The following is a 20,732-nucleotide window of genomic DNA, read 5'->3' on the forward strand; positions in this document are numbered from 1 at the left end:
GGACCAGGGAATAACCGGGAAGCAGCTATGGTAGCTATAGGATAGATATAGGCAAAGCGGAGTTGAGGTGGAGATGAGGCGGACTTGATCCGGCGTTGACGCGGTTAATATGCTATCAGGTGGATGTGGGGCCCCGGCGGAGGGATATCACGTCAATTGAAGGATCAGTTCCTTTAGTTTTGTATTTAACTCCTTCACTGCCAATGGGATGTTCCATTTGCTTTTGTCCCTGATCTCCACATAATTTGAAACAGCACGTAACTGGAGGAAAGGAATACCTTCCATGAGGCAGGCATAATGAAAAGCAGCGCCTTCCATGCTTTCAACGTCAGGGTTGTACAGCTGTTTAAGATTTTCGATGGTGGCGGTTTCTCCGCTCACGGTATTGACCGTCACCCCGGTCATTTGCGGCAGCGGTTGCAGGCTTTCGGGGAAAAGGGTTAAGGGATTGATTAAATAGTGATGTGTAAACGGGTGCATATCATGCCGCCAGAGGCCTATTTTGAATAAATCGCTGAATTGGCCATGGTCTTCGGCCCCAAGATCGCCAAACACCTCCCGGGTAATGAGCGCCACCTCGCCCAGCGGCCTTTCATGCCGGAAACTACCCGCAATCCCCGCCTGGATGGCAATACCGGGGCGGTTCAGCGCAAAATACCTGCCCAGTGAATAAGCCGTGGCGGCCATCCCGATACCGGTGACGAGCACTTCCACATCCGGTGTTTTTGTTTCTTCCAGCCAGTCCAGCAGCGGTTTTACCTCCGCCTGCGTAGCAGCGGCAACGAGTACTTTCATCCTGCAAAAGTACGGTTCTCATTGAATTGCTTTATTTTTGCAGAAATTTATCAGACTAAGATGATCTATCTGACGCGCGTGGAGCATTTTAATGCGGCACACAAGTTATTCAATCCGCAGTGGAGCAAGGAGCAGAACCTGGAAGTGTTCGGAAAATGCGCCAATGATAACTGGCATGGCCACAATTATGAGCTGCACGTAACCATTAAAGGCGAGCCCGATCCTGAAACCGGGTTCGTGTTCAATGCCAAAACCCTTGGCATACTGATCAAAGACGTGATCGTGGAGAAACTCGACCATAAAAATCTCAACATGGATGTGGATTTTATGAAAGATAAATTCACTTCCGCCGAAAACGTAGCGATCGCCATCTGGGAACAACTGGAACAACATCTGCCGGGTACAGTGCAGCTGCACTGCATCAAACTGCATGAAACTCCCAAGATTTACGTGGAGTACTTCGGCGGCAAATAACCGAACTATAACGCAAAGACATGGCTTACAACAAGGAAGAATCGTACGACGACAACGTAACGTCCGGCTTGATCAGGAATTATACGGAAGCTATACAGTTATTGGGCGAAGACCCCCAGCGGGAAGGATTGCTCAAGACCCCTGAAAGGGTGGCTAAAGCCATGCAGTTCCTCACACAGGGCTACCAGCAGGACGCCAAGGAAATACTCAACAGCGCCAAGTTCACCGAATCGTACAGCGAAATGGTGATCGTGAAAGATATAGAACTGTACTCCATGTGCGAGCACCATATGTTGCCTTTCTTCGGGAAAGCGCACGTGGCGTATATCCCTAATGGTTATATCACCGGTCTCAGCAAGATCGCCCGCGTGGTGGACATTTTTTCCCGGCGTATGCAGGTGCAGGAGCGCCTCACGCACCAGATACTGGATGCCATCCAGGAAACGCTGGAGCCGCAGGGCGTAGCCGTGGTGATTGAAGCGCAGCACCTTTGTATGATGATGCGCGGCGTGCAGAAACAAAATTCCGTAACCACTACTTCCGCATTCAGCGGCCAGTTTGAACATGGCGCCACCCGCGCGGAATTCATGAAACTGATCAGTTCAGACCTCATGTACCGCCGTTAAACGGCCCGCTGAACAAAAAGAAATTTTCCTATGGTTTGACCCGGTTAAATACCGATGCCGGGTTAAACCATAATTTTTTATATATATTTGCCACCTGATAATTAATCATATCAATGAAGCACGCTTACGTTTTTCCCGGTCAGGGAGCACAGTTTACCGGAATGGGTAAAAGTTTTTACGACAACGATCCCCGCGCCAAAGAGCTTTTTGAAAAAGCCAATGATATCCTGGGTTTCCGTATTTCGGACATTATGTTCACAGGTTCTGAAGAAGACCTGAAACAGACCAAGGTGACGCAGCCCGCTGTGTTCCTGCATTCCGTGATCGGTTTCCTGTGCCTGAACAATCCCAGACCAGATATGACGGCCGGCCACTCCCTCGGTGAGTTCTCCGCCCTCGTGGCAAACGGCGCCATCGCGTTCGAAGACGCATTGCGCCTCGTAAGCATCCGTGCAAACGCCATGCAGAAAGCCTGCGAGCTGGTGCCTTCCACCATGGCCGTAGTGCTCGGGCTGGACGATGCTAAAGTAGAAGAAGCCTGCGCCGCTATTACAGATGATGTGGTAGTGCCCGCGAATTATAATTGTCCCGGCCAGCTGGTGATCTCCGGTACCAAAACCGGCATTGCCCGCGCTATGGAGATACTGAAAGCCGCCGGCGCCAAAAGGGTAATGGAACTGGCCGTAGGCGGCGCTTTCCACTCCCCGCTGATGGCTCCCGCACAGGAAGAACTGAAAGCCGCGATTGAAGCTACCGCGTTTAATACACCGCATTGCCCCGTTTATCAGAACGTGGTTGCCAAAGCGGTAACCGATCCCGCGGAGATCAAACAGAACCTGATCACGCAGCTCACCGGCGCCGTTCGCTGGACGCAGTGTGTACAGGCCATGATCGCGGACGGCGCTGCCCGTTTCACCGAAGTAGGCCCGGGCAAAGTATTACAGGGCCTCATTGCCAAGATCGACAAGACGGCGGTGACAGACGGCATCAGCACTGGTACGGAAGAAGTAGTGAAATAAATTATCATGTAACTATTCCCTGCGGGGAACCGTTTCACTGATATAAACCGAACGTGATGCGCTTTAAATCCTTATCCCTGATTATTGCAGGGCCGCTTGTGCTGACCGCCTGCAGCAAGCCAGAATCTGAGAGTGAAGAAAGATGGCTGGAAACCACGCAGCGACAGGAAGTGATCGTGTTTACCGACGGATTGCCCAATAAAGACCTTGCGGAAGAAAAGAGTTTTTATTTTCAGACCCGCAAACCGCCTGACAACTCAGGCCGCGTAAATGAATCGGGGATCTATTTTTATACGCTGAAAGGGGATAGCCTGATACTGCGCTCCCGCGATAAGAAGTGTTATTTTAAAATGGGGGACGACAGCAGATCTTTCATCATCGGCCGGTTTTTTACAGACCCGGGCGGGTTGCCGGAGACGCTGGAATTTGAACGGCAATAAGATATTGCATGATAAAACGGGGCTGGCCAATCTGGTCAGCCCCGTTTTTTATTAGAATTCTATGCTGGCGTTCCACCATTCAGGGTCGAACTTCGCGTTGTATTTTTTGTAAAAGTTGATGGCCGGCTCGTTCCATTCCAGTACCTGCCATACCATGCCTGAGAAAGCTTTTTCTTTTGCTTCCACCATCAGCCTGTCAAACAGCAGCTTGCCGATGCCTTTGCCGCGGAAGCTCTCCGTCACTACAATATCTTCGAGGAACATGCGGCTGCCTTTCCAGGTGGAGTAACGGATATAATAGAGGGCGATGCCCACGATCACCCCGTCCGACTCGGCTACGAAGGCCCACCATACAGGGTTTGGGCCAAACCCGCTTTCTTCGAAATGTTCCGGCGTAACTGTTACCTGTTCCGGCGCTTTTTCATACAATGCCAGCTCGCGCACCAGTTCCATCATGCGCGGGCAATCTTTTTTTTCTGCTTTCCTGATTGTGATCATATGGGTCGTTCGTAATATTTTTCATGCCCTGCCTGCCGCGGGCGTTGTTACAATGATCGGGAGGGCGTATATGTCCGCCCGGTAATAGTGTTGCGTATTATTGTAAGGCCTGGTCCAGGTCGTTCAGAATGTCTGTTACGGATTCAATACCAACGCTTACGCGGATCAGCCCGTCCGTGATGTCGTATTTCTCGCGCAGCTCTTTAGGCACGCTGTAATGCGTCATGGAAGCGGGATGGCAGATGAGGGTGTCGCAGGTGCCGAGAGATACGGCCCTGAGGCACATCTGCAAACGGTCGATGAAACGTTTTCCTGCTTCCAGCCCGCCTTTCAGTTCAAAACTCATCATGGCGCCCGCATGTTTCATCTGCCTGCTGGCAATTGCAAAATCGGGATGGTCCGTAAGGCCGAGGTAATTCACCTGCGCCACGGCGGGGTGCCCGTCCAGGAAACCGGCCACTTCCATGGCATTGTGGCAATGGCGTTCCATCCTCACTTCCAGCGTTTTGATACCCTGTGTGAGCAGGAAGGAGTCAAACGGGTTGCTGTTCGCGCCCAGCAGGCGGTGTACCTTTTCCACCGGCCCTTTCATCATCTCGATGTCCCTGCCCACGAGTACGCCGCCAATGGCGGTGCCGTGGCCGTTCAGGAATTTGGTGGTGCTGTGAAACACGTAATCCGCCCCGTAAGCAAAAGGCTGCTGCAGGTAAGGCGAGGCGAAAGTATTGTCCACGGCGGATACCAGCCTGTGTTCCTGCGCAATGGCGATGAGCGCTTCCAGGTCCACACAGCGGAGGGTGGGATTGGCGGGCGTTTCCAGGTACATCATTTTGATGGAAGGATCGGCTTTGATGGCGGCGGTGGTCTTTTCCAGGTCCCGCATGTCCACGATGACCGCTTCAATGCCCAGCGGGGGCAATATTTTGCGGAACAATTCTTCCGTGCCGCCGTATAATGAATAGTGGGAGATCACTTTGTCACCGGATTTCAGGTGCGCCAGGAAGAGGGTGGAAAGCGCGCCCATACCGGAAGCATGCAGCTTGGCTTTCACCAGCAGGGGCTTGCCGTCCGCTCCGGTAAGGCCAAAAGCCTCGAGGGCGGCGATCTTTTCTTCCGCTTCGCGGAAGTTAGGACTGTCCCAGCGGGTGTAGATATAACCATCTTCTTCCCCGGCAAAGCGGCGCATGCCTTGTTCGGCGGAGTCGTACACATAGGTGGAGGAAGCGTATATGGGTGTAAGGTGGGCATATCTCGGGTCCTGCTCATGACCTGCATGCACGCACACGGAGCTGAATCCGGAAAGCGGTGGCTGTTTCATTACTGGCTATTTGATTGTTTTCCTGTTATGACTATCTTGTTAATGAATTTACCTTGTAAAAATAAGAATTAGATGAGGGAACTCCTACTGCGGTACGCTATGTATAACATCTGGGCGAACCAGCGGCTGCTGGCGGTGCTGAACGGGTTATCCGCGGAGCAGCTGGATAAGGACCTCGGGAGCAGCTTTCCCACCCTCCGCGCCACGGTGTACCATATCTGGGACGTGGAAGGCATCTGGCACCAGCGGCTGCAGCTGGCCAGCCCGGTAATTCCCCCGGCCAGGGATTTTGAAGGCGCCTGGCCTGAGTTTGCCCAACGCTTCAGCAGGCAGAGCGAACAGCTGAAAGATTTTATCATGACGGCTTCCGATGCCAAACTGGCCCATACCATTGAGTATCATCACCCCGTGAAAGGCATTTGCAAATCAGCCGTGGAAAATTCCATTTTCACCGCGTTTAACCACTCCACCTTTCACCGCGGCCAGCTGGTCACCATGCTGCGCCAGCTGGGGGTAACAAAGATCCCGGCAACGGATTTTATAGAATACACGCGTGTGAAAAAATAAATTACCTGTATTTTACGCTTATTATGAGTCCTGATTCTTTTTACGGAAACGTCCCCCGGCACCTGGTAGCAGTAGACTGTATCATCTTCGGCTTCGAAGACGGAAAGCTCAAGCTCCTCATTATCAAGCGGAAAGTGGACCCTATGGAAGGGGCCTGGTCCCTGGTGGGTGGTTTTGTGCAGGAAGGCGAAAGCACGGACAATGCGGCCATCAGGGTGCTGCGGCAGACCACCGGCATCCAGGACATTTACATGGACCAGCTGCAAAGCTACGGCGATACGGACCGTGATACCGGCGCCCGGGTAATATCCATCGCATATTACGCCCTCATCCGCATCAGCGAGCACGACCGCCTGCTGGCCAACGCCCACGGCGCCCACTGGCTCAGCCTCCACCAGATACCCGAACTGATCTTTGACCATAACAAAATGCTCAGCGACGCCCTCACCCGCCTGAGGGACCAGGCGCATTTCCACCCCATCGGCTTTGAGCTGCTGCCGGAGAAGTTCACCCTTCCCCAATTGAGAAATTTATACGAGGAAATCTACCAGCGTCCGCTGGATAAACGTAACTTTAGGAAGAAGATCCTGGCAATGGATATCCTGGAAAAACTCGAAGAAAAAGACAAAAGCTCGTCCAAAAAAGGCGCGCATCTTTACAGGTTTGACAGGTTGAAATATGATGCATTGACCCAGCACGGCCTGGTGTTTGAAATTTAACTTTTTCCCGGAACCATTACCGCCCTATTTCTGTTGTCCCAATTTACGCTTATGTGTTTGTTTGACCGAAAGGCCCTTATACGCTTATTTTACTACACCCATGTGTTCAATGGAAGCAACAGCATGTTGCATGCCCCATAGCGATCTTTTATTTTTGTTATGAAAACTGACACTGTACACTCTCCAATTACAGGACCCATTGCAGAAATATTAACCTGACTATGATAAAGGCACGCCTATGGATCATAAATACTGCTGTGCCCGTTTTGGCATTAGACATGAAGTATCCCGTGAAGAAGGCTTTAACCTCCGCGTGGTGAAAAGCGACCCTGATCAGCGGATGGATGTGTATAATATCTACCGCTTTTACCTTACCCCGGGATATAAAGCAGGGCAAAAAAAAGTCGTGAAGCGCATCAATATCCGATATTGCCCGTTCTGCGGAACGGACCTGTATGACTTTTACCGCTCTGATATTTACATAAACGAGGAACCGGATTTTTTCTAAGCAAAAAGTGCAGGCCTTCCCGGCCTGCACTTTTTATATCATGTTGAGGTAAGTTCGTATTAGTGGGTACCGTTCCCGTTGTAGGCCCATTTCACGTAGCAGGCGCCCCAGGTGAAGCCGCCGCCGAAGGCTGCCAGCACAAGGTTGTCGCCTTTTTTCAGTTTATTTTCCCAATCCCAGAGGCATAAAGGAATGGTGCCGGCGGTGGTATTGCCATAACGCTGGATATTGATCATCACCTTTTCGGTGGGCACGCCCATGTGATCCGCCGTGGCGCTGATGATGCGCAGGTTTGCCTGGTGGGGCACCAGCCATGCGATATCGTCCGCGGTGAGGTGGTTGCGTTCCATGATGCTGCGGGCAGCATCCGCCATGTTTGCCACGGCGTATTTGAATACGGTTTTGCCTTCCTGGAATACGTAGTGCTCGCGGCCGGCAATGGTTTCAGCGGAAGCGGGCCTTGCGGAACCGCCGGCTTTCATGTTCAGGAATTCCCTGCCATGGCCGTCGCTTTTCAGCACGCTGTCCAGCACGCCGAGGCCGTCGGTGTTAGGCTCCAGCAGCACGCCGCCGGCGCCGTCGCCAAAAATGATGCAGGTGGCACGGTCTGTATAGTCGATGATGGAGCTCATTTTGTCCGCCCCGATGATCAATACTTTCTGGTAGCGGCCGCTTTCGATGAATTTGGCGCCTGTGTCCAGCGCGTAGAGGAAGCCTGAACAGGCGGCGCTGATGTCGAACCCGAAGGCATTCCTGGCTCCGATCTTATCCGTAACAACGTTTGCAGTGGCGGGAAACACCATGTCCGGCGTAACGGTCGCTACTATCAGCAGGTCTATATCTTCAGGGGTGATGCCTCTTTTTTTGCAGATTTCAAGGGCCACAGGTACACAGAGCTCGGAGGTACCTTTACCTTCTCCCTTCAGTATCCTTCTTTCCTTGATACCGGTCCTGGTCGTGATCCATTCATCTGTTGTTTCTACGAGTTTCTCCAATTCCTGGTTAGTCAGTACATAGTCGGGAACATACCCACCCACCGCCGTTATAGCGGCTGTAATTTTGCTCATATTGTTCGGATAAGTTATTTAAATGGGCGTAAAAATACGACTTAAACGAATAATTATATTTATAAGTTAATTTCGCCCGCAGATAATTCCCATATGATCGCATACCTGAACGGCAAATTAGCCCACAAAACGCCCACCCTCGTGCACCTCGATGTAAACGGGGTAGGTTATGAGGTACACATCAGCCTCCATACCTGGAGCCAGATCCAGGCTATGGACAACTGTAAACTGCTCACCTACGTACATATCAAGGAAGACGCCCACACCATGTTCGGCTTTTTTTCCGATGCGGAAAGGGCCATGTTCCTCCAACTGATCAGCGTTTCAGGCGTAGGAGCCACCACGGCCCGTATGATGCTCAGTTCCCTGCAGCCGGACGATGTGCAGCGGGCCATCCTGATGGAAAACGAAAAGATGCTGGAAGGAGTGAAGGGAATAGGGGCGAAAACCGCCAAGCGCATCATTCTTGAGCTGAAAGACAAAATGAAAAAACACCGGGAAGATATATTACATTTATCTGTTAATACCCACAATACAATACAGGATGATGCGTTAAATGCACTGGTGACCTTGGGTATAGCCCGCAACATGGCTGAGCAGGCAATACAAAGGGTCCTCAAAGCCGAGCCACAATTGAATGAATTGGAGGCACTTATCAAAAAATCCCTTAAAAATTTATAAATTTAAGTCCTTGACCTCTATAAAACCTAAGATCGCTTGGCAAGAAAGAAATACTATGGTGCACTTGCAGTAATAGGTGTTGTATCTTTTATCATTGTTGAATCGGCCGCCAGAAACAGAACCAGTTCGGGATATACCTATAGAAATATAAGCGGAATTGAGGAGAAGGGGGAAGAAACTGATATAACCAATCGTCCAGATACGACTGCTAAACCGGATACACTGAAGTATCCCATCCGAGACAGGAGGGGCACTTCGGTAACGGACCCCGTGCGCAATGCCATCGACCTTAAGGACCCCGCCAGTATTCAGAAAAATGTAGAATACGATCCCGTTACCAAACAATATATCGTCTCCGAAAAAATAGGCAACCAGTTCTACCGCCAGCCCACCGTCATGAGTTTCGGCGACTTCTACCGTCTCCAGGCCGCCCAGAGCGAAAGGGACTACTGGCAAAAAAGGGCCAATACCATCGGCAACCTGAACCAGCGCGCCGGCGCCCCCCAGCTTTATTACGGCGATAAACTCTTCGACCGCGTGTTTGGCGGCACCAAAGTGGACATCAAACCACAGGGCTCCCTCGGACTTACTTTCGGTTACCAGGGCCAGAACGTTAAAAACCCCGTACTGGTGGAAAGAGCCCGTAAAAACGGCGGCTTCGACTTCGATATAGACATCAATATGAACGTGACGGGCAAGATCGGGGAGAAACTCAAACTAATCACCAACTACAACACCCAGTCCACGTTCGACTTCGAAAACCAGGTGAAACTGGAATATACCGGCTACCAGGACGAGATCATCAAAAAGATCGAAGCGGGCAACGTGAGTTTCCCTCTCAGCAGCTCCCTCATCCCGGGGGTGCAAAGCCTTTTTGGTATCAAAACCCAGTTGCAGTTCGGCCGCCTTACCATGACCAGCGTGCTCAGTAACCAGAAATCGCAGAAACAGAACATGGTGCTGCGCGGCGGGAACAGCGTGACGGACTTTGTGCGCAGGGCGGATGAATACGAGGACAACCGGCACTTCCTGCTCAGCCAGTTCTTCCGCGATACCTTCAACTACGCGATGGCCACCCTGCCCGTGATCCGCACCCAGGCGTACATCACCCGCATCGAGGTGTGGGTGACCAATAAATCAGGCGCCACGACCGATACGAGAGATATCGTGGGTTTGATGGATATCGGTGAAAACAGGCCCTTTAACACGGCCATCCAGAGCCGTACCAGCAGCCGCCTGCCGGACAACCAAATGTCCAACGACCTGTACCAGAACCTGATCAGCGACCCCGGAGCCCGCAATACGGGCACCGTAGTGAGCCGCCTGCTGGGCCTCGGCCTTCAGCCGGTGCAGGACTTCGAAAAGACCTTCGCCCGCAAACTGGACTCCACCGACTATACCGTGAACCGCCAGATCGGTTTTGTGTCCCTGGTGCAGCAGCTGCAACCGGATGAAGTACTGGCGGTCGCTTTCCAGTATACCTACAATGGTAAAGTTTTCCAGGTGGGTGAGTTTTCGCAGGACGTGCCGCCGGATCAGAACAACTCCGCGAACCAGCGTATCCTGTTCCTGAAAATGCTGAAAGCCACCTCCGCGAGGCCCACGCTGCCTATCTGGGACCTGATGATGAAAAACATCTACTCCACGGATGCGTTCCAGATCAACCGCGCGGATTTCAAGCTGGACGTACTGTATAAAGACCCGGGCACGGATACCCGCGCCCCCAGTGAAAAACGTTACCTGCCCGATGCACAGGGCCAGTATTCCGGCGCGCCCATCATCACCCTGCTGAACCTGGACCGCCTCAATAACCAGAACGACCCCCAACCGGACGGTGTGTTTGACTATGTGGAAGGTTACACCATCTTCCCGCAGAACGGCAAGATCATGTTCCCCGTGCTGGAGCCGTTCGGCGAGGCGCTGAGGCCCGTGTTCGGCGGCAATCCCGTGCTGGAGAAACAATATATGTACAACACGCTGTACGACTCCATCAAAGTGATCGCCCAGCAGTTCCCGAACCTGAACCGATACCTGTTGCGGGGTTCCTATAAATCCGCCAACTCCTCCGAAATCTCCCTGAACGCGCTGAACATCCCGAGAGGCTCCGTAACCGTTACGGCCGGCGGGCAGCAGCTGCGTGAAGATGTGGACTTCATCATAGACTACAACCTCGGCCGTATCAAGATCATCAACGGCGGTGTGCTCAGCTCCGGCGTACCTATCAACGTACAGTTCGAGAACAACGCGCTGTTTGGCCAGCAGGTGCGCAATTACATGGGCACCCGGCTGGATTATTATGTGAACGATAAGCTGAACCTCGGCGGTACCGTCGTAAGGATGAGCGAAAGGCCTTATTACCAGAAAGTGAATTACGGGGATGACCCGATCAATAATACCGTGGTAGGCCTGGATGCAAATTATATCTCCGAATGGCGCGGCCTTAGCCGTATGCTGGACAAGCTGCCCAATTACCAGACCCAGCAGCCCGCCACCATCAACTTTACCGGTGAGGTGGCCCGCCTGTTCCCCGGCCATAGCAAGCTGGTGAACGAGCCGGGCAGCAAACAGGGCCAGGTAATGATAGACGACTTCGAAGGCGCCCGCAACGGTTACGACCTGAAGTTCCCCGCCACCGCCTGGAGCCTGGCCTCCACCCCGCGCGACGCGACGGATGCGAACGGCAACATTCTTTTCCCCGAAGCCGCATTCAACGATACGCTGGCTTACGGTAAAAACAGGGCGCTGCTGGCATGGTACATCATCGAGCCTACGCTGCAGATCCCGAAATCGCCCAACCTGCCGCCCGGCGTAACGGACGCTTCACAATCCGATCCGCGCACCAGGCTCATCTATCAAAGGGATGTATTCCCCAACCGCTCTACAGACTTCGGCCAGAGCCAGCTGAGCACCCTCGACCTTGCTTATTACCCTGAAGAAAAGGGCCCGTATAACTTCGAAGCCACCGCCGGCGCGCTCACCCCCCAGGGCAGGCTCAGGAACCCCACCACCCGCTGGGGCGGTATCATGCGGGCCATAGATAACAGTGACTTCGAAACGGCAAACATCGAATTCATCGAATTCTGGATCCCCGATCCGTTCTTTAATAATCCCGGCAGCAGCGGCGGTTCCCTGTACTTCAACCTGGGTAACGTGTCCGAAGACGTGCTGAAAGATTCCCGCAAATCTTTTGAGAACGGCCTGCCCGATCCGAACACGGACCTGAACAAAGTGGACTCCTCGAACTGGGGCCGCGTGCCGAAGTTCCAGCAGCAGATCACGCAGGCGTTCGACAACGATCCCGCCATCCGCCGTTACCAGGACGTTGGTTTTGACGGCCTGGAAAACAGCGACGAACAACATTTCCGCGCCCGCTACCTGCAGGATCTCGCGGCGGTGTTCGGCACCGGGTCCCCCGCATTCCAGAATGTGGCAAACGACCCGTCCAACGACGATTATAGATGGTATCGCGACCCGGCTTACGACGCCGCGAGAACGGACATCCTCGGCCGCTATAAAAAAATCAACGGACCAGACGGTAACTCGCCCGTGTCCAACGACAACTCACAATTCTCCAACGCCGCCACCAACTACCCCGAGTCGGAAGACCTGAACCGGGATAATACCATGAACGAAACGGAAGAATATTTCCAGTATCGCGTGGAGATGAAGCCGGACATGCAGGTGGGCAGCAATTACGTGGTGGACCGCTTCGTGACCCGCGTAACCCTGCCGAACGGCCAGCAGGCAGACCAGACCTGGTACCAGTTTAAAGTACCGGTAACGCAATACGACCGGAAAGTGGGCAACATACCGGACTTCAAAAGCATCCGTTTCATGCGTATGTTCCTCACCGGCTTCGAGGATTCTGTGGTACTGCGTTTTGCCAAACTGGACCTGGTGCGCAACCAATGGCGCCGCTACCTGTACGAGCTGAAGCCCGGCGATCCTATTCCCGTGGACCAGAACACCGTCTTTAATGCTTCCGCCGTGAACATTGAAGAAAACTCCAAACGCCAGCCGATCCCCTACGTACTGCCTCCCGGCATCCTGCGCCAGAACACGCTGAGCACTAACAGTACGAATATCCTGCTGAACGAACAGTCTCTGTCCGCGCAGATCTGTAACCTGAAAGACGGAGAGGTAAGGGCCATGTACAAAAACGTGCCGCTCGACCTCCGCCAGTATAAACGCCTCCAGATGTTCCTGCACGCGGAAGCCGTGAGCGACCCGCTGTCCCTGAAAGACGGTCAGCTGGAAGCCATCATCCGCGTGGGCAGCGACTTCACCGAAAACTATTACGAATACCGCATCCCGCTGAAAGTAACGCCCTGGAGCTCCGCCCGGGATACTGAAATATGGCCGGTGGAAAACGATGTGGACCTGGACCTGGACAAATTTGCCCGTCTCAAACAGACCCGTAACATGAACGGGGCCAGCCCGCTCATTCCCTACGAAGAACGCGAAGGCGCCAATGTACTGTCCGTGGTGGGTAACCCCAGCCTTGGCGATGTGCGCAACGTCATGATCGGTGTGCTGAACCCGAAAGATGACGGCCTGCCCAAGTGCACGGAAGTATGGTTCAACGAGCTGCGCCTCACCGGCCTGGATGAAAAAGGCGGCTATGCTGCCCTCGCCAGGGTGGACCTCGGCCTGTCCGACCTCGGTACCCTCACCTTCAGCGGCAATATGCACACCGCAGGCTTCGGTAATATAGACCAGCGCGTAAATGACCGTTTCAGGGACAACTTCCTGCAATACGACATCGCCACGAACCTGGACCTCGGCAAGCTGCTGCCAAAGAGCGTAGGCGTGACAGTACCCGTGTACGCCGGTTATTCCCAGACCACCAGCAATCCCGAATACGATCCGTACGACCTGGACATCAAACTGAAAGATAAACTGGCGCTGGCCCGCGACAGGGAATCCCGCGACTCCATCAGGAAAAACGCGCAGGACTTTACCTCCATCACCAGCCTCAACTTTACCAACGTGCGTAAAATGGCGCTGGACAAAAAGAAGAACCGCCTCTGGGATATCGAGAACTTCGATGTGAGTTATTCCTATTCGCAGATCAGCCGCCACAACCCGCAGATACAAAGCGATGTGCTCACCCGTCACCGCGGGGGCCTTGGTTATAATTATGCAGGCACGCAGAAATTCATCGAGCCGCTCAAGGGCCTGATCAAAAGCAAAAGCCCCTGGCTGGCGCTGCTGCGTGATTTTAACTTCAACTACGTGCCTACGCTGATCAGTTTCCGGGCGGACGTCACGCGCCAGTTCGGCGCCACCCGTATGCGCAATATCGGCGGCGGCGGCTTCCTGCTGCAGGAAACCTACGATAAGTACTTCCGATTCGACCGGTATTATTCCCTGAAATGGGACCTTTCCCGCAACCTTTCGTTCGACTTCAATGCCGTGAACAACTCGCGCATAGACGAACCCGCGGGCAGGATCAACACCGGCGCGAAAAAAGATTCCGTGAGCCAGAACTTCTGGAAGGGCGGCCGTACCACCAACTATTTCCAGAATGCCAACGTTACGTATACATTGCCCACCGCCAAAGTGCCGGCCCTCAGCTGGACGAACGTGGCGCTGAGTTATGCTACCGAATACCGCTGGATAGGCGCTTCGAGGCTGGCCACTTACCTGGGTAACGCCATTGAGAACTCCAACCAGAAGACGTTGACCGCGGAATTTAAATTCAACGAACTGTACAACCGCAATAAATGGTTGCGGAAGATCAATGCGAACGCAGCTTCAGGAGGCGAATACGTACCACCCGGAATGAGCAATACCCCCGGGGCGCAGAAACAGCAGCAGGACAAAAAAGAAGAAGATGACGGCATCAGTCCCGTTGTGAAAGGCCTGATGCGCGTGGTGATGGCACTGAAACGCGTGAATGTGAACTATTCCGAAAACTCCGGCACCCGTATGCCGGGCTACCTGGACAGTACCAAGATCGTAGGTATGAACTGGCAGTCTATGGCGCCGGGTCTTGCTTTCACATTCGGCAAGCAGCCGGACAAAGCGTTTATGGACGACTTCTCCAAACGCGGCCTGCTGAGCCCGGACACGCTGTTCAACATCCAGTTCCAGCAGCAGTTCACCCAAAAGCTGGACATCCAGGCGCAACTGGAGCCGGTACGGGATCTGCGCATCGATCTCAACCTGACGAAATCATTCTCCAAAACGCATACGGAACTGTTCAAGGATACGATCGGGAACGGCATATTCAATCACCTGAACCCTTACGATGCGGGCGGTTTTGAGATCACCTTCATTGCGATCAAGACCATGTGGGGCAAGATCGATACGGAAAACGGCATCTCGCAGACTTTCAAAAACTTCGAAGGCTTCCGCCAGCGGGTATCCGAACGCCTTGGCAATGAAAACCCGTACAGCCAGGACCCGAGCCTGCCCAAATACGACCCGAAAGACCCGACCTACCGGTATGGTTACGGCCGTTATGCGCAGGACGTGCTCATTCCCGCGTTCCTGGCGGCTTACACCGGCACTACGCCCGAAGAAGCGCCGCTGCTGAAGAACTATGCGAAAAACGTACGGTCCAATCCTTTCAAAGACATCCTGCCGCGCCCCAACTGGCGCATCAGCTATAACGGCCTGAGCCGCATCAAGCCATTTACGGACTTCCTGACGAACTTCACGCTTACGCACCAGTATACCGGCCTGCTGAGCATGAATTCCTACAATACAGCACTGGTATTCTACGACCCGCTGATCCTGGGTTATCCCGCGTTCAGGGACAGTGTGAGCGGTAACTACGTGCCATACTTCCTGGTGCCGAACCTCACCATCACCGAGTCGTTCGTACCCCTGCTGGAAGCGGACATGACCTTTACGAATTCATTGAACCTGCGCATTGGTTTCCGCAGAAGCCGTACCCTCAGCCTCAGCCTGATCGATTACCAGCTGAGCGAAATGCGCTCCAGCGAGATCACCGTGGGCGGCGGATACCGCGTGCGCGGCCTGCCCATGCCGATCAAGATCGGGAAAGACGGCGGCAAACGCCTCGAAAACGATCTGAACTTCAGGCTGGACCTTAGCTTCCGCGACGATAAGACCGTGAACAACAGGCTGGACGCAGACCTGGTGATACCCACCAGCGGCCAGAAAGTAGTGAGCATCGCGCCATCGATAGATTACGTGGTGAACAACCGTCTTAATATCAAATTCTTCTACGACCGACGCCAGACCATCCCGGTGATATCCACCGCGTACCCGGTAACGAATACGCGCGGCGGTCTTACGCTCCGGTTCATGCTGGCGCAATAAACGTTTAACAGCAGCAATGCGGCAACGGGGAGTCCAAACCATTTGGATTCCCCGTTTGTTTTTTAGTAGAATTGATAGAAATCATTTCACCGGATTTATCTAAACCGTACTTTTGGTGCATTCTATGAGGTATCTGTTCGTCATAACCGTTCTCGCAGGGCTGATGTTGCAAACATTCGGCAAGGGCCTGGTATTGGCGGAATTTATGCTGAACCAGGACTACATTGCCCGGGTGCTTTGCATCAACAAAGCGAAGCCCAAGCTCGCCTGTAACGGCCAGTGCCAGCTGATGAAAAAAATGGAGCAGGAATCCAAAAAGGAACAGAACGGCAACGCCATCAAGGACAAGTACGAAGTGATCTTTTCCGAAGTGGCAGCCAGCTTCTCGTTCACACCTGCGGCCACAGCCGTTGAATTGTTTACAGCCGGTACCGGTTACATCCCCGCCCGCCCGCTTTACGCGGTCTTTCACCCACCCCGGGCCTGATCCTTCTCAATTCTTACACGCTATGTTTACCCCGTTAAAGGGTAAAGCACAATTTTGCACACCGTTGTCCGGAGATGACATACCGGTAAGCCGTGGACGCTGATTTCCAACACAGGTACGAAGCTAAAACCTATTCCCGCAGATGGCGGGACGGGTAAGGGTTTCGCATGCGGATAAGCAGCCCCGCCGGCACGGAATATAACTGAGCCCTTTCCGAAGGGCCCGGCAACGATTAGGTGCCCCCATACGTAAACGTTTAAAGCAAATTCATGCATCGCATATCCATCCTTATATGCCTGACGCTTTGCTGCTTTTCAACATTTGCGCAGGACGCTTTGCAGGGCAGGGTCATTGATGCCCAGACCCGCGAAGCGATTCCCGGCGCAAATATTCAGGCCGCCAAAAGCGGCTGCCAGTCGGACCAACAGGGTAAATTTTCCCTGCCGGCCATTAAAGCCAAAGACTCCATCCGCATATCCGTACTGGGTTACACGCCCCTGCAAATGGCCGTGAACCAGGAGCGGAACATGACCATTTATCTTGAACCGTTGCCCACCCGGCTGAACGAAGTGATCGTATCCGCCGGGCGCGACAAACAATACCGTACGGATGCCCCCGTGGCCATCAGCACCATTTCCACGCAGATGATCCGCGAAACAAAAGCCACCTCGCTGGAGCAGCTGATGAATAAAGTGAGCGGCGTGTACATGGTGGACCTTGGCAACGAGCAGCATACCATGGCCATCCGCCAGCCCATCGGTTACCGCAGCCTGTTCCTTTACCTGGAAGACGGTATTCCCATCCGCACCACGGGCGATTTTAACCACAACGCGCTCATCGAGATCAATATGGCGGCGCTGAAGACGATAGAAGTGATCCGTGGCCCCGCATCGTCGCTGTATGGCAGCGAAGCGGTAGGCGGCGCGGTCAACTTCATCACCGCTTCCCCCACTTTATTACCGACGGCTAAGATCCAGGCGGAGATGAGTGACCAGGGATATAAAAGGACAGACTTCACGCTCTCCGCCACCTCCGGCAAGCTGGGCCTGCTGGTTGGCGGCTACTACGCCGATCAGCGGAACGGGTACATCGATCACAGCGACTTCCGTAAACTGGCGCTGACGGTAAAAGCACAATACAAATTCAGCGACCGCAGCACCTGGACGAACGCAGTGTCCTACGTGGATTATAAAACAGACCAGACCGGCGGCGTGGACAGTGCGAACTTTTATTCCCGCAACTACAAAAGTTTTCACACGTTTTCTTACCGCCTGGTGAAAGCATTCCGCGTACGCAGCACCTTCGAGCATACCTGGAACAGCCGGAACAGCACCGGCTTTACCGCGTTTTTCCGCAACAATGAAATAGGCCAGAATCCTTTTTACGCCATCAAAACCACCAGCGACCCGCTGAAAGCAAGAGGCGAGATCAACAGCGATCAGTTCAACAGTTACGGTGTGCTGGTGCAGCACAAAAAAGGATTCGGCTGGAAAAAAGCGTCGCTGATCGCGGGGCTCAGCATGGATTACAGTCCTGCCACCTATTTCGCGGAGTACATTGATGTGGACCGCAATGCGGAGGGATATTTCACCGGCTATACGCCCACAGATTCCGTACTTACGGATTACCGCGCCGGCTTGCTGAACACCGCCGCTTACGTACAGGCTGAAATGAGCCCGCTCGAACACCTGAAACTGGTTGCCGCCCTGCGTTACGACCGTATGGATTACAACTTCGACAATCATCTGCCTCCTTCCGCCTTTACCGGGTCGCCGGATGAGCGCAACCATTTCAAAGCATGGTCTCCCAAGATCGGGCTTACGTATGATTTCGGGCGAGACCGTGGGTTGTATGCGAATTTCAGCGTGGGTTTTGCTCCGCCGAATATTTCGGAACTGTACCGCGGCGTGAAAGTGCCCGTGCTCAAACCCGCCACGTATAACAATTACGAAGCGGGCGGCTGGTTTGCTTTTGCGGAAAACAAAGGGTATGTGGATGTGAGCGTTTACCGGATGGACGGCGCGAATGAGATCGTGAGCGTGAGGCTGGCGGATAACTCCTCGGAGAACCGTAATGCCGGCAAAACCCGTCACAGCGGCGTGGAATGGAACCTGCGGTATGCGCCCGTGCCTTCGCTGCTTTTCCGTACAGGCGGCACCGTGGCCAAACATGAGTTCATCGAATACGAGGACAAAGGGAAACAATACGGCGGCAATGACATGAACGGCGCCCCCAACCTGATCACGAACACGGAAATCACCTACAAACCCTCTTTCCTCAAAGGCATCCGCCTGGGTATGGAATGGCAGCATGTTGGGAAATATTACATGGACCCCGCCAACACGGAGGAATACGGCGGCTATGAACTGTTCAACGCCCGCGCGGGTTATACGCTCGGCGGGTTTGAATGCTGGGTGAACTGCCGGAACATCGCCGATGTGATGTACGCCACCACCGCCGAAAAGACCGCCTTCGGCAAAAGCTACCGCCCCGGTCCGAACAGGACTTTCAACGTGGGTCTGGCTTATACATTCACCTGTAAGCAAAGTAAGAACTGATGAAAAGACTGATCACTGTATTCGTCATATTCCTGGCCGCCTGCCAGAGCCGGCAGATATCCGGCAGTGCGGAACGCGTAGTCTCGGATACCGCGCGCAACGCCTCCTGCACCTACCTGACCCGCGACGCCGCGGGCAGGCCGGTGCTCAGCTGGGTGGAGCAGCGGGCGGGGGAAGAAACAGGCATGTTGTATTATGCCGTATCGCCGGACAACGGGGAGACTTTCCCCCCGGGGAAGCCGGTCCCCACCGCGCAGGGCATCCTTCCCCATGGAGAAAACATGCCAAAGATGATCTTCCGGCCAAACGGGGAGGTAATAGCCATGTACGGCACCCAAAGCAACGACCCGCGTAATAAATACGCCGGCAAGGTATTTTACACCCTTTCCGCGGACGGAGGCGCCACCTGGCAGCCCGCAGTCCCCCTCGTGACGGATACCGCCGGTTACGACCAGCGTTATTTCGATATGGCCGTGCTGCCTTCCGGCGAAGCGGTCACCATCTGGCTGGACAACCGGAAACCGCATAAACAGGAAGGTTCCACCCTTTACATTGCCACTACCGGCGCCACACCCGGCTTCCACCGCGAGCGGCCCATTGTACAGACCGTCTGCCAGTGCTGCCGCACCGCGCTGTACGTAGACGCACAGGGCGGCCTTCACGCAGCCTTCCGCGACATTATCCAGGACACGATCCGCGACATGGTGCACATTTTTTCGAAAGACGGTGGGGAAACCTTCACCCAGCCGGTCCGCATCAGTGCGGACAACTGGGCCATCAACGGCTGTCCTCATACGGGGCCCGCCATGGTGCGTAATGCCAATGGCCTGCACTTCGCGTGGTTCACCATGGGAGGCGGCCAGGGAGTTTTCTACTGCCAGAGCCCGGACAATGGCATCACATATACCCGCAGGGAGAGCATCAGCGCCTTACCTACCGCCAAACATCCCCAGCTGGCGGTCCTCGGCAAAGGAGACCTTGCCCTTGTATGGGACGAGGCGGCGGATACCAGCGGGAACCGCATCGGCATCCTGCACAAATCCGCCGACGGGCAGACGCTGGAGCGGGAGTTCCTTACCCCGGAAAAGGAATTTGCCGGTTTCCCGGTTGTGGAGCGGGTAGGGGAAGGAGTACTGGTAGCGTATAAAAAACGGAGGAACGGAAAGGAAGGAATCTATGTGCGGAGTTTGAAGTTATAGCGATCGGGGTCTGCTGGTATTATTTTACCAGGCTTTCTCCTATAGCGATCCAATAGCGATCTTATACCGATCCTATAGCGATCGTATAAGATAGGGTTTGGGGGAAATATAATATCACATCTAAACCATGTGAGGAAGGCTGACATTTTTTCTTAAAAGGACGATCAAAATGGCAGTGGGTGGGGGTAAGTATGCTTTTGATATGCTTTTGGTATGCTCTTGATCTACTTTTGATATGCTTCAGCTATGTAACAAAAGGGATTACGGAACCCATCCTTTATAAAATAAAAAAGGCCTTCGGATAACGAAGGCCTTTTTTATGAAAAGCTTGATTTTCAGTTATAACCGAAAGAGTACTGTTCTTTACCCTTCCAGGTTTGACGCATGGCCCAGCGGCCATAATTGTTCCTACGTGAACTGTCGAAGTAGAAACTCAAAAATTCTTTCATTCTAGGATAGTACAGCCTGAGGACGTACATAGTA

General features: G+C 53.6%; 16 protein-coding genes. 12 read left to right on the forward strand and 4 right to left on the reverse strand.

All coding sequences use genetic code 11. From position 1 onward, the window contains the following. Positions 1–147: 147 nt before the first annotated feature. Positions 148–795 carry a futalosine hydrolase gene (mqnB, locus tag EG028_RS21940; protein WP_120518584.1) on the reverse strand — a complete coding sequence of 216 codons (648 nt, stop codon included), beginning with the start codon at positions 793–795 and terminating at the stop codon, positions 148–150. Between the two features lie 60 nt (positions 796–855). Here mqnB and EG028_RS21945 point away from each other — a divergent pair, with 60 nt between their 5' ends. The 4 genes from EG028_RS21945 to EG028_RS21960 all read left to right on the forward strand — a co-directional run bounded on the left by EG028_RS21945 (position 856) and on the right by EG028_RS21960 (position 3,354). Continuing rightward, positions 856–1,269, forward strand: a complete 414-nt coding sequence (locus tag EG028_RS21945; protein WP_120518583.1) for a 6-pyruvoyl trahydropterin synthase family protein — start codon at positions 856–858, stop codon at positions 1,267–1,269. A gap of 20 nt (positions 1,270–1,289) precedes the next feature. Continuing rightward, positions 1,290–1,895 (forward strand): GTP cyclohydrolase I FolE, encoded by a 606-nt coding sequence (gene folE, locus EG028_RS21950; RefSeq protein ID WP_120518582.1) that lies wholly within the window; start codon positions 1,290–1,292, stop codon positions 1,893–1,895. A gap of 113 nt (positions 1,896–2,008) precedes the next feature. Then, a complete protein-coding gene (gene fabD, locus EG028_RS21955) occupies positions 2,009–2,914 on the forward strand; it encodes an ACP S-malonyltransferase (RefSeq protein WP_120518581.1) in 906 nt (301 codons plus the stop codon). Between the two features lie 56 nt (positions 2,915–2,970). Continuing rightward, positions 2,971–3,354 (forward strand): hypothetical protein, encoded by a 384-nt coding sequence (locus tag EG028_RS21960; RefSeq protein ID WP_120518580.1) that lies wholly within the window; start codon positions 2,971–2,973, stop codon positions 3,352–3,354. 51 nt (positions 3,355–3,405) lie between these two features. Here the strand turns inward: EG028_RS21960 and EG028_RS21965 are convergent, their stop codons facing one another. Both EG028_RS21965 and EG028_RS21970 read right to left on the reverse strand, forming a co-directional pair. Beyond that, positions 3,406–3,852 (reverse strand): GNAT family N-acetyltransferase, encoded by a 447-nt coding sequence (locus EG028_RS21965; protein ID WP_120518579.1) that lies wholly within the window; start codon positions 3,850–3,852, stop codon positions 3,406–3,408. A gap of 97 nt (positions 3,853–3,949) precedes the next feature. Then, complete coding sequence (locus EG028_RS21970) at positions 3,950–5,170, reverse strand: trans-sulfuration enzyme family protein (RefSeq protein ID WP_120518578.1); 1,221 nt, start codon at positions 5,168–5,170, stop codon at positions 3,950–3,952. A 72-nt stretch (positions 5,171–5,242) separates the two neighbouring features. Here EG028_RS21970 and EG028_RS21975 point away from each other — a divergent pair, with 72 nt between their 5' ends. The 3 genes from EG028_RS21975 to EG028_RS21985 all read left to right on the forward strand — a co-directional run bounded on the left by EG028_RS21975 (position 5,243) and on the right by EG028_RS21985 (position 6,964). Then, entirely contained in the window at positions 5,243–5,737 is a 495-nt protein-coding gene (locus tag EG028_RS21975; protein ID WP_120518577.1) for a DinB family protein, read from the forward strand. A gap of 23 nt (positions 5,738–5,760) precedes the next feature. Continuing rightward, the gene (locus EG028_RS21980) at positions 5,761–6,456 is read left to right on the forward strand and encodes an NUDIX hydrolase (RefSeq protein ID WP_120518576.1); all 696 of its coding nucleotides are present in this window, start codon (positions 5,761–5,763) and stop codon (positions 6,454–6,456) included. A gap of 238 nt (positions 6,457–6,694) precedes the next feature. Next, a complete protein-coding gene (locus tag EG028_RS21985) occupies positions 6,695–6,964 on the forward strand; it encodes a hypothetical protein (RefSeq protein ID WP_120518575.1) in 270 nt (89 codons plus the stop codon). A gap of 59 nt (positions 6,965–7,023) precedes the next feature. Here the strand turns inward: EG028_RS21985 and EG028_RS21990 are convergent, their stop codons facing one another. After that, complete coding sequence (locus EG028_RS21990) at positions 7,024–8,031, reverse strand: beta-ketoacyl-ACP synthase III (protein ID WP_120518574.1); 1,008 nt, start codon at positions 8,029–8,031, stop codon at positions 7,024–7,026. A 93-nt stretch (positions 8,032–8,124) separates the two neighbouring features. Here EG028_RS21990 and ruvA point away from each other — a divergent pair, with 93 nt between their 5' ends. The 5 genes from ruvA (at position 8,125) to EG028_RS22015 (ending at position 20,249) form a co-directional block, all read left to right on the forward strand. Further along, the gene (ruvA, locus tag EG028_RS21995; protein WP_120518573.1) at positions 8,125–8,712 is read left to right on the forward strand and encodes a Holliday junction branch migration protein RuvA; all 588 of its coding nucleotides are present in this window, start codon (positions 8,125–8,127) and stop codon (positions 8,710–8,712) included. A 270-nt stretch (positions 8,713–8,982) separates the two neighbouring features. Then, positions 8,983–16,005 carry a T9SS outer membrane translocon Sov/SprA gene (gene sov, locus EG028_RS22000; protein WP_241559198.1) on the forward strand — a complete coding sequence of 2,341 codons (7,023 nt, stop codon included), beginning with the start codon at positions 8,983–8,985 and terminating at the stop codon, positions 16,003–16,005. Between the two features lie 124 nt (positions 16,006–16,129). After that, on the forward strand, positions 16,130–16,492 hold the full coding sequence (locus tag EG028_RS22005; RefSeq protein ID WP_120518571.1) for a hypothetical protein: 363 nt from the start codon (positions 16,130–16,132) through the stop codon (positions 16,490–16,492). Positions 16,493–16,761: 269 nt separating this feature from the next. After that, on the forward strand, positions 16,762–19,050 hold the full coding sequence (locus tag EG028_RS22010) for a TonB-dependent receptor (RefSeq protein ID WP_120518570.1): 2,289 nt from the start codon (positions 16,762–16,764) through the stop codon (positions 19,048–19,050). Continuing rightward, positions 19,050–20,249, forward strand: coding sequence for a sialidase family protein (locus tag EG028_RS22015; RefSeq protein WP_120518569.1), 1,200 nt, complete (start codon positions 19,050–19,052; stop codon positions 20,247–20,249). Before EG028_RS22010 ends, EG028_RS22015 begins: the two co-directional genes overlap by 1 nt. Positions 20,250–20,732: the final 483 nt, after the last annotated feature.

Origin of the sequence: Chitinophaga barathri, from assembly GCF_003807585.1 — a bacterium.
Classification (GTDB): Bacteria; Bacteroidota; Bacteroidia; order Chitinophagales; family Chitinophagaceae; genus Chitinophaga; species Chitinophaga barathri.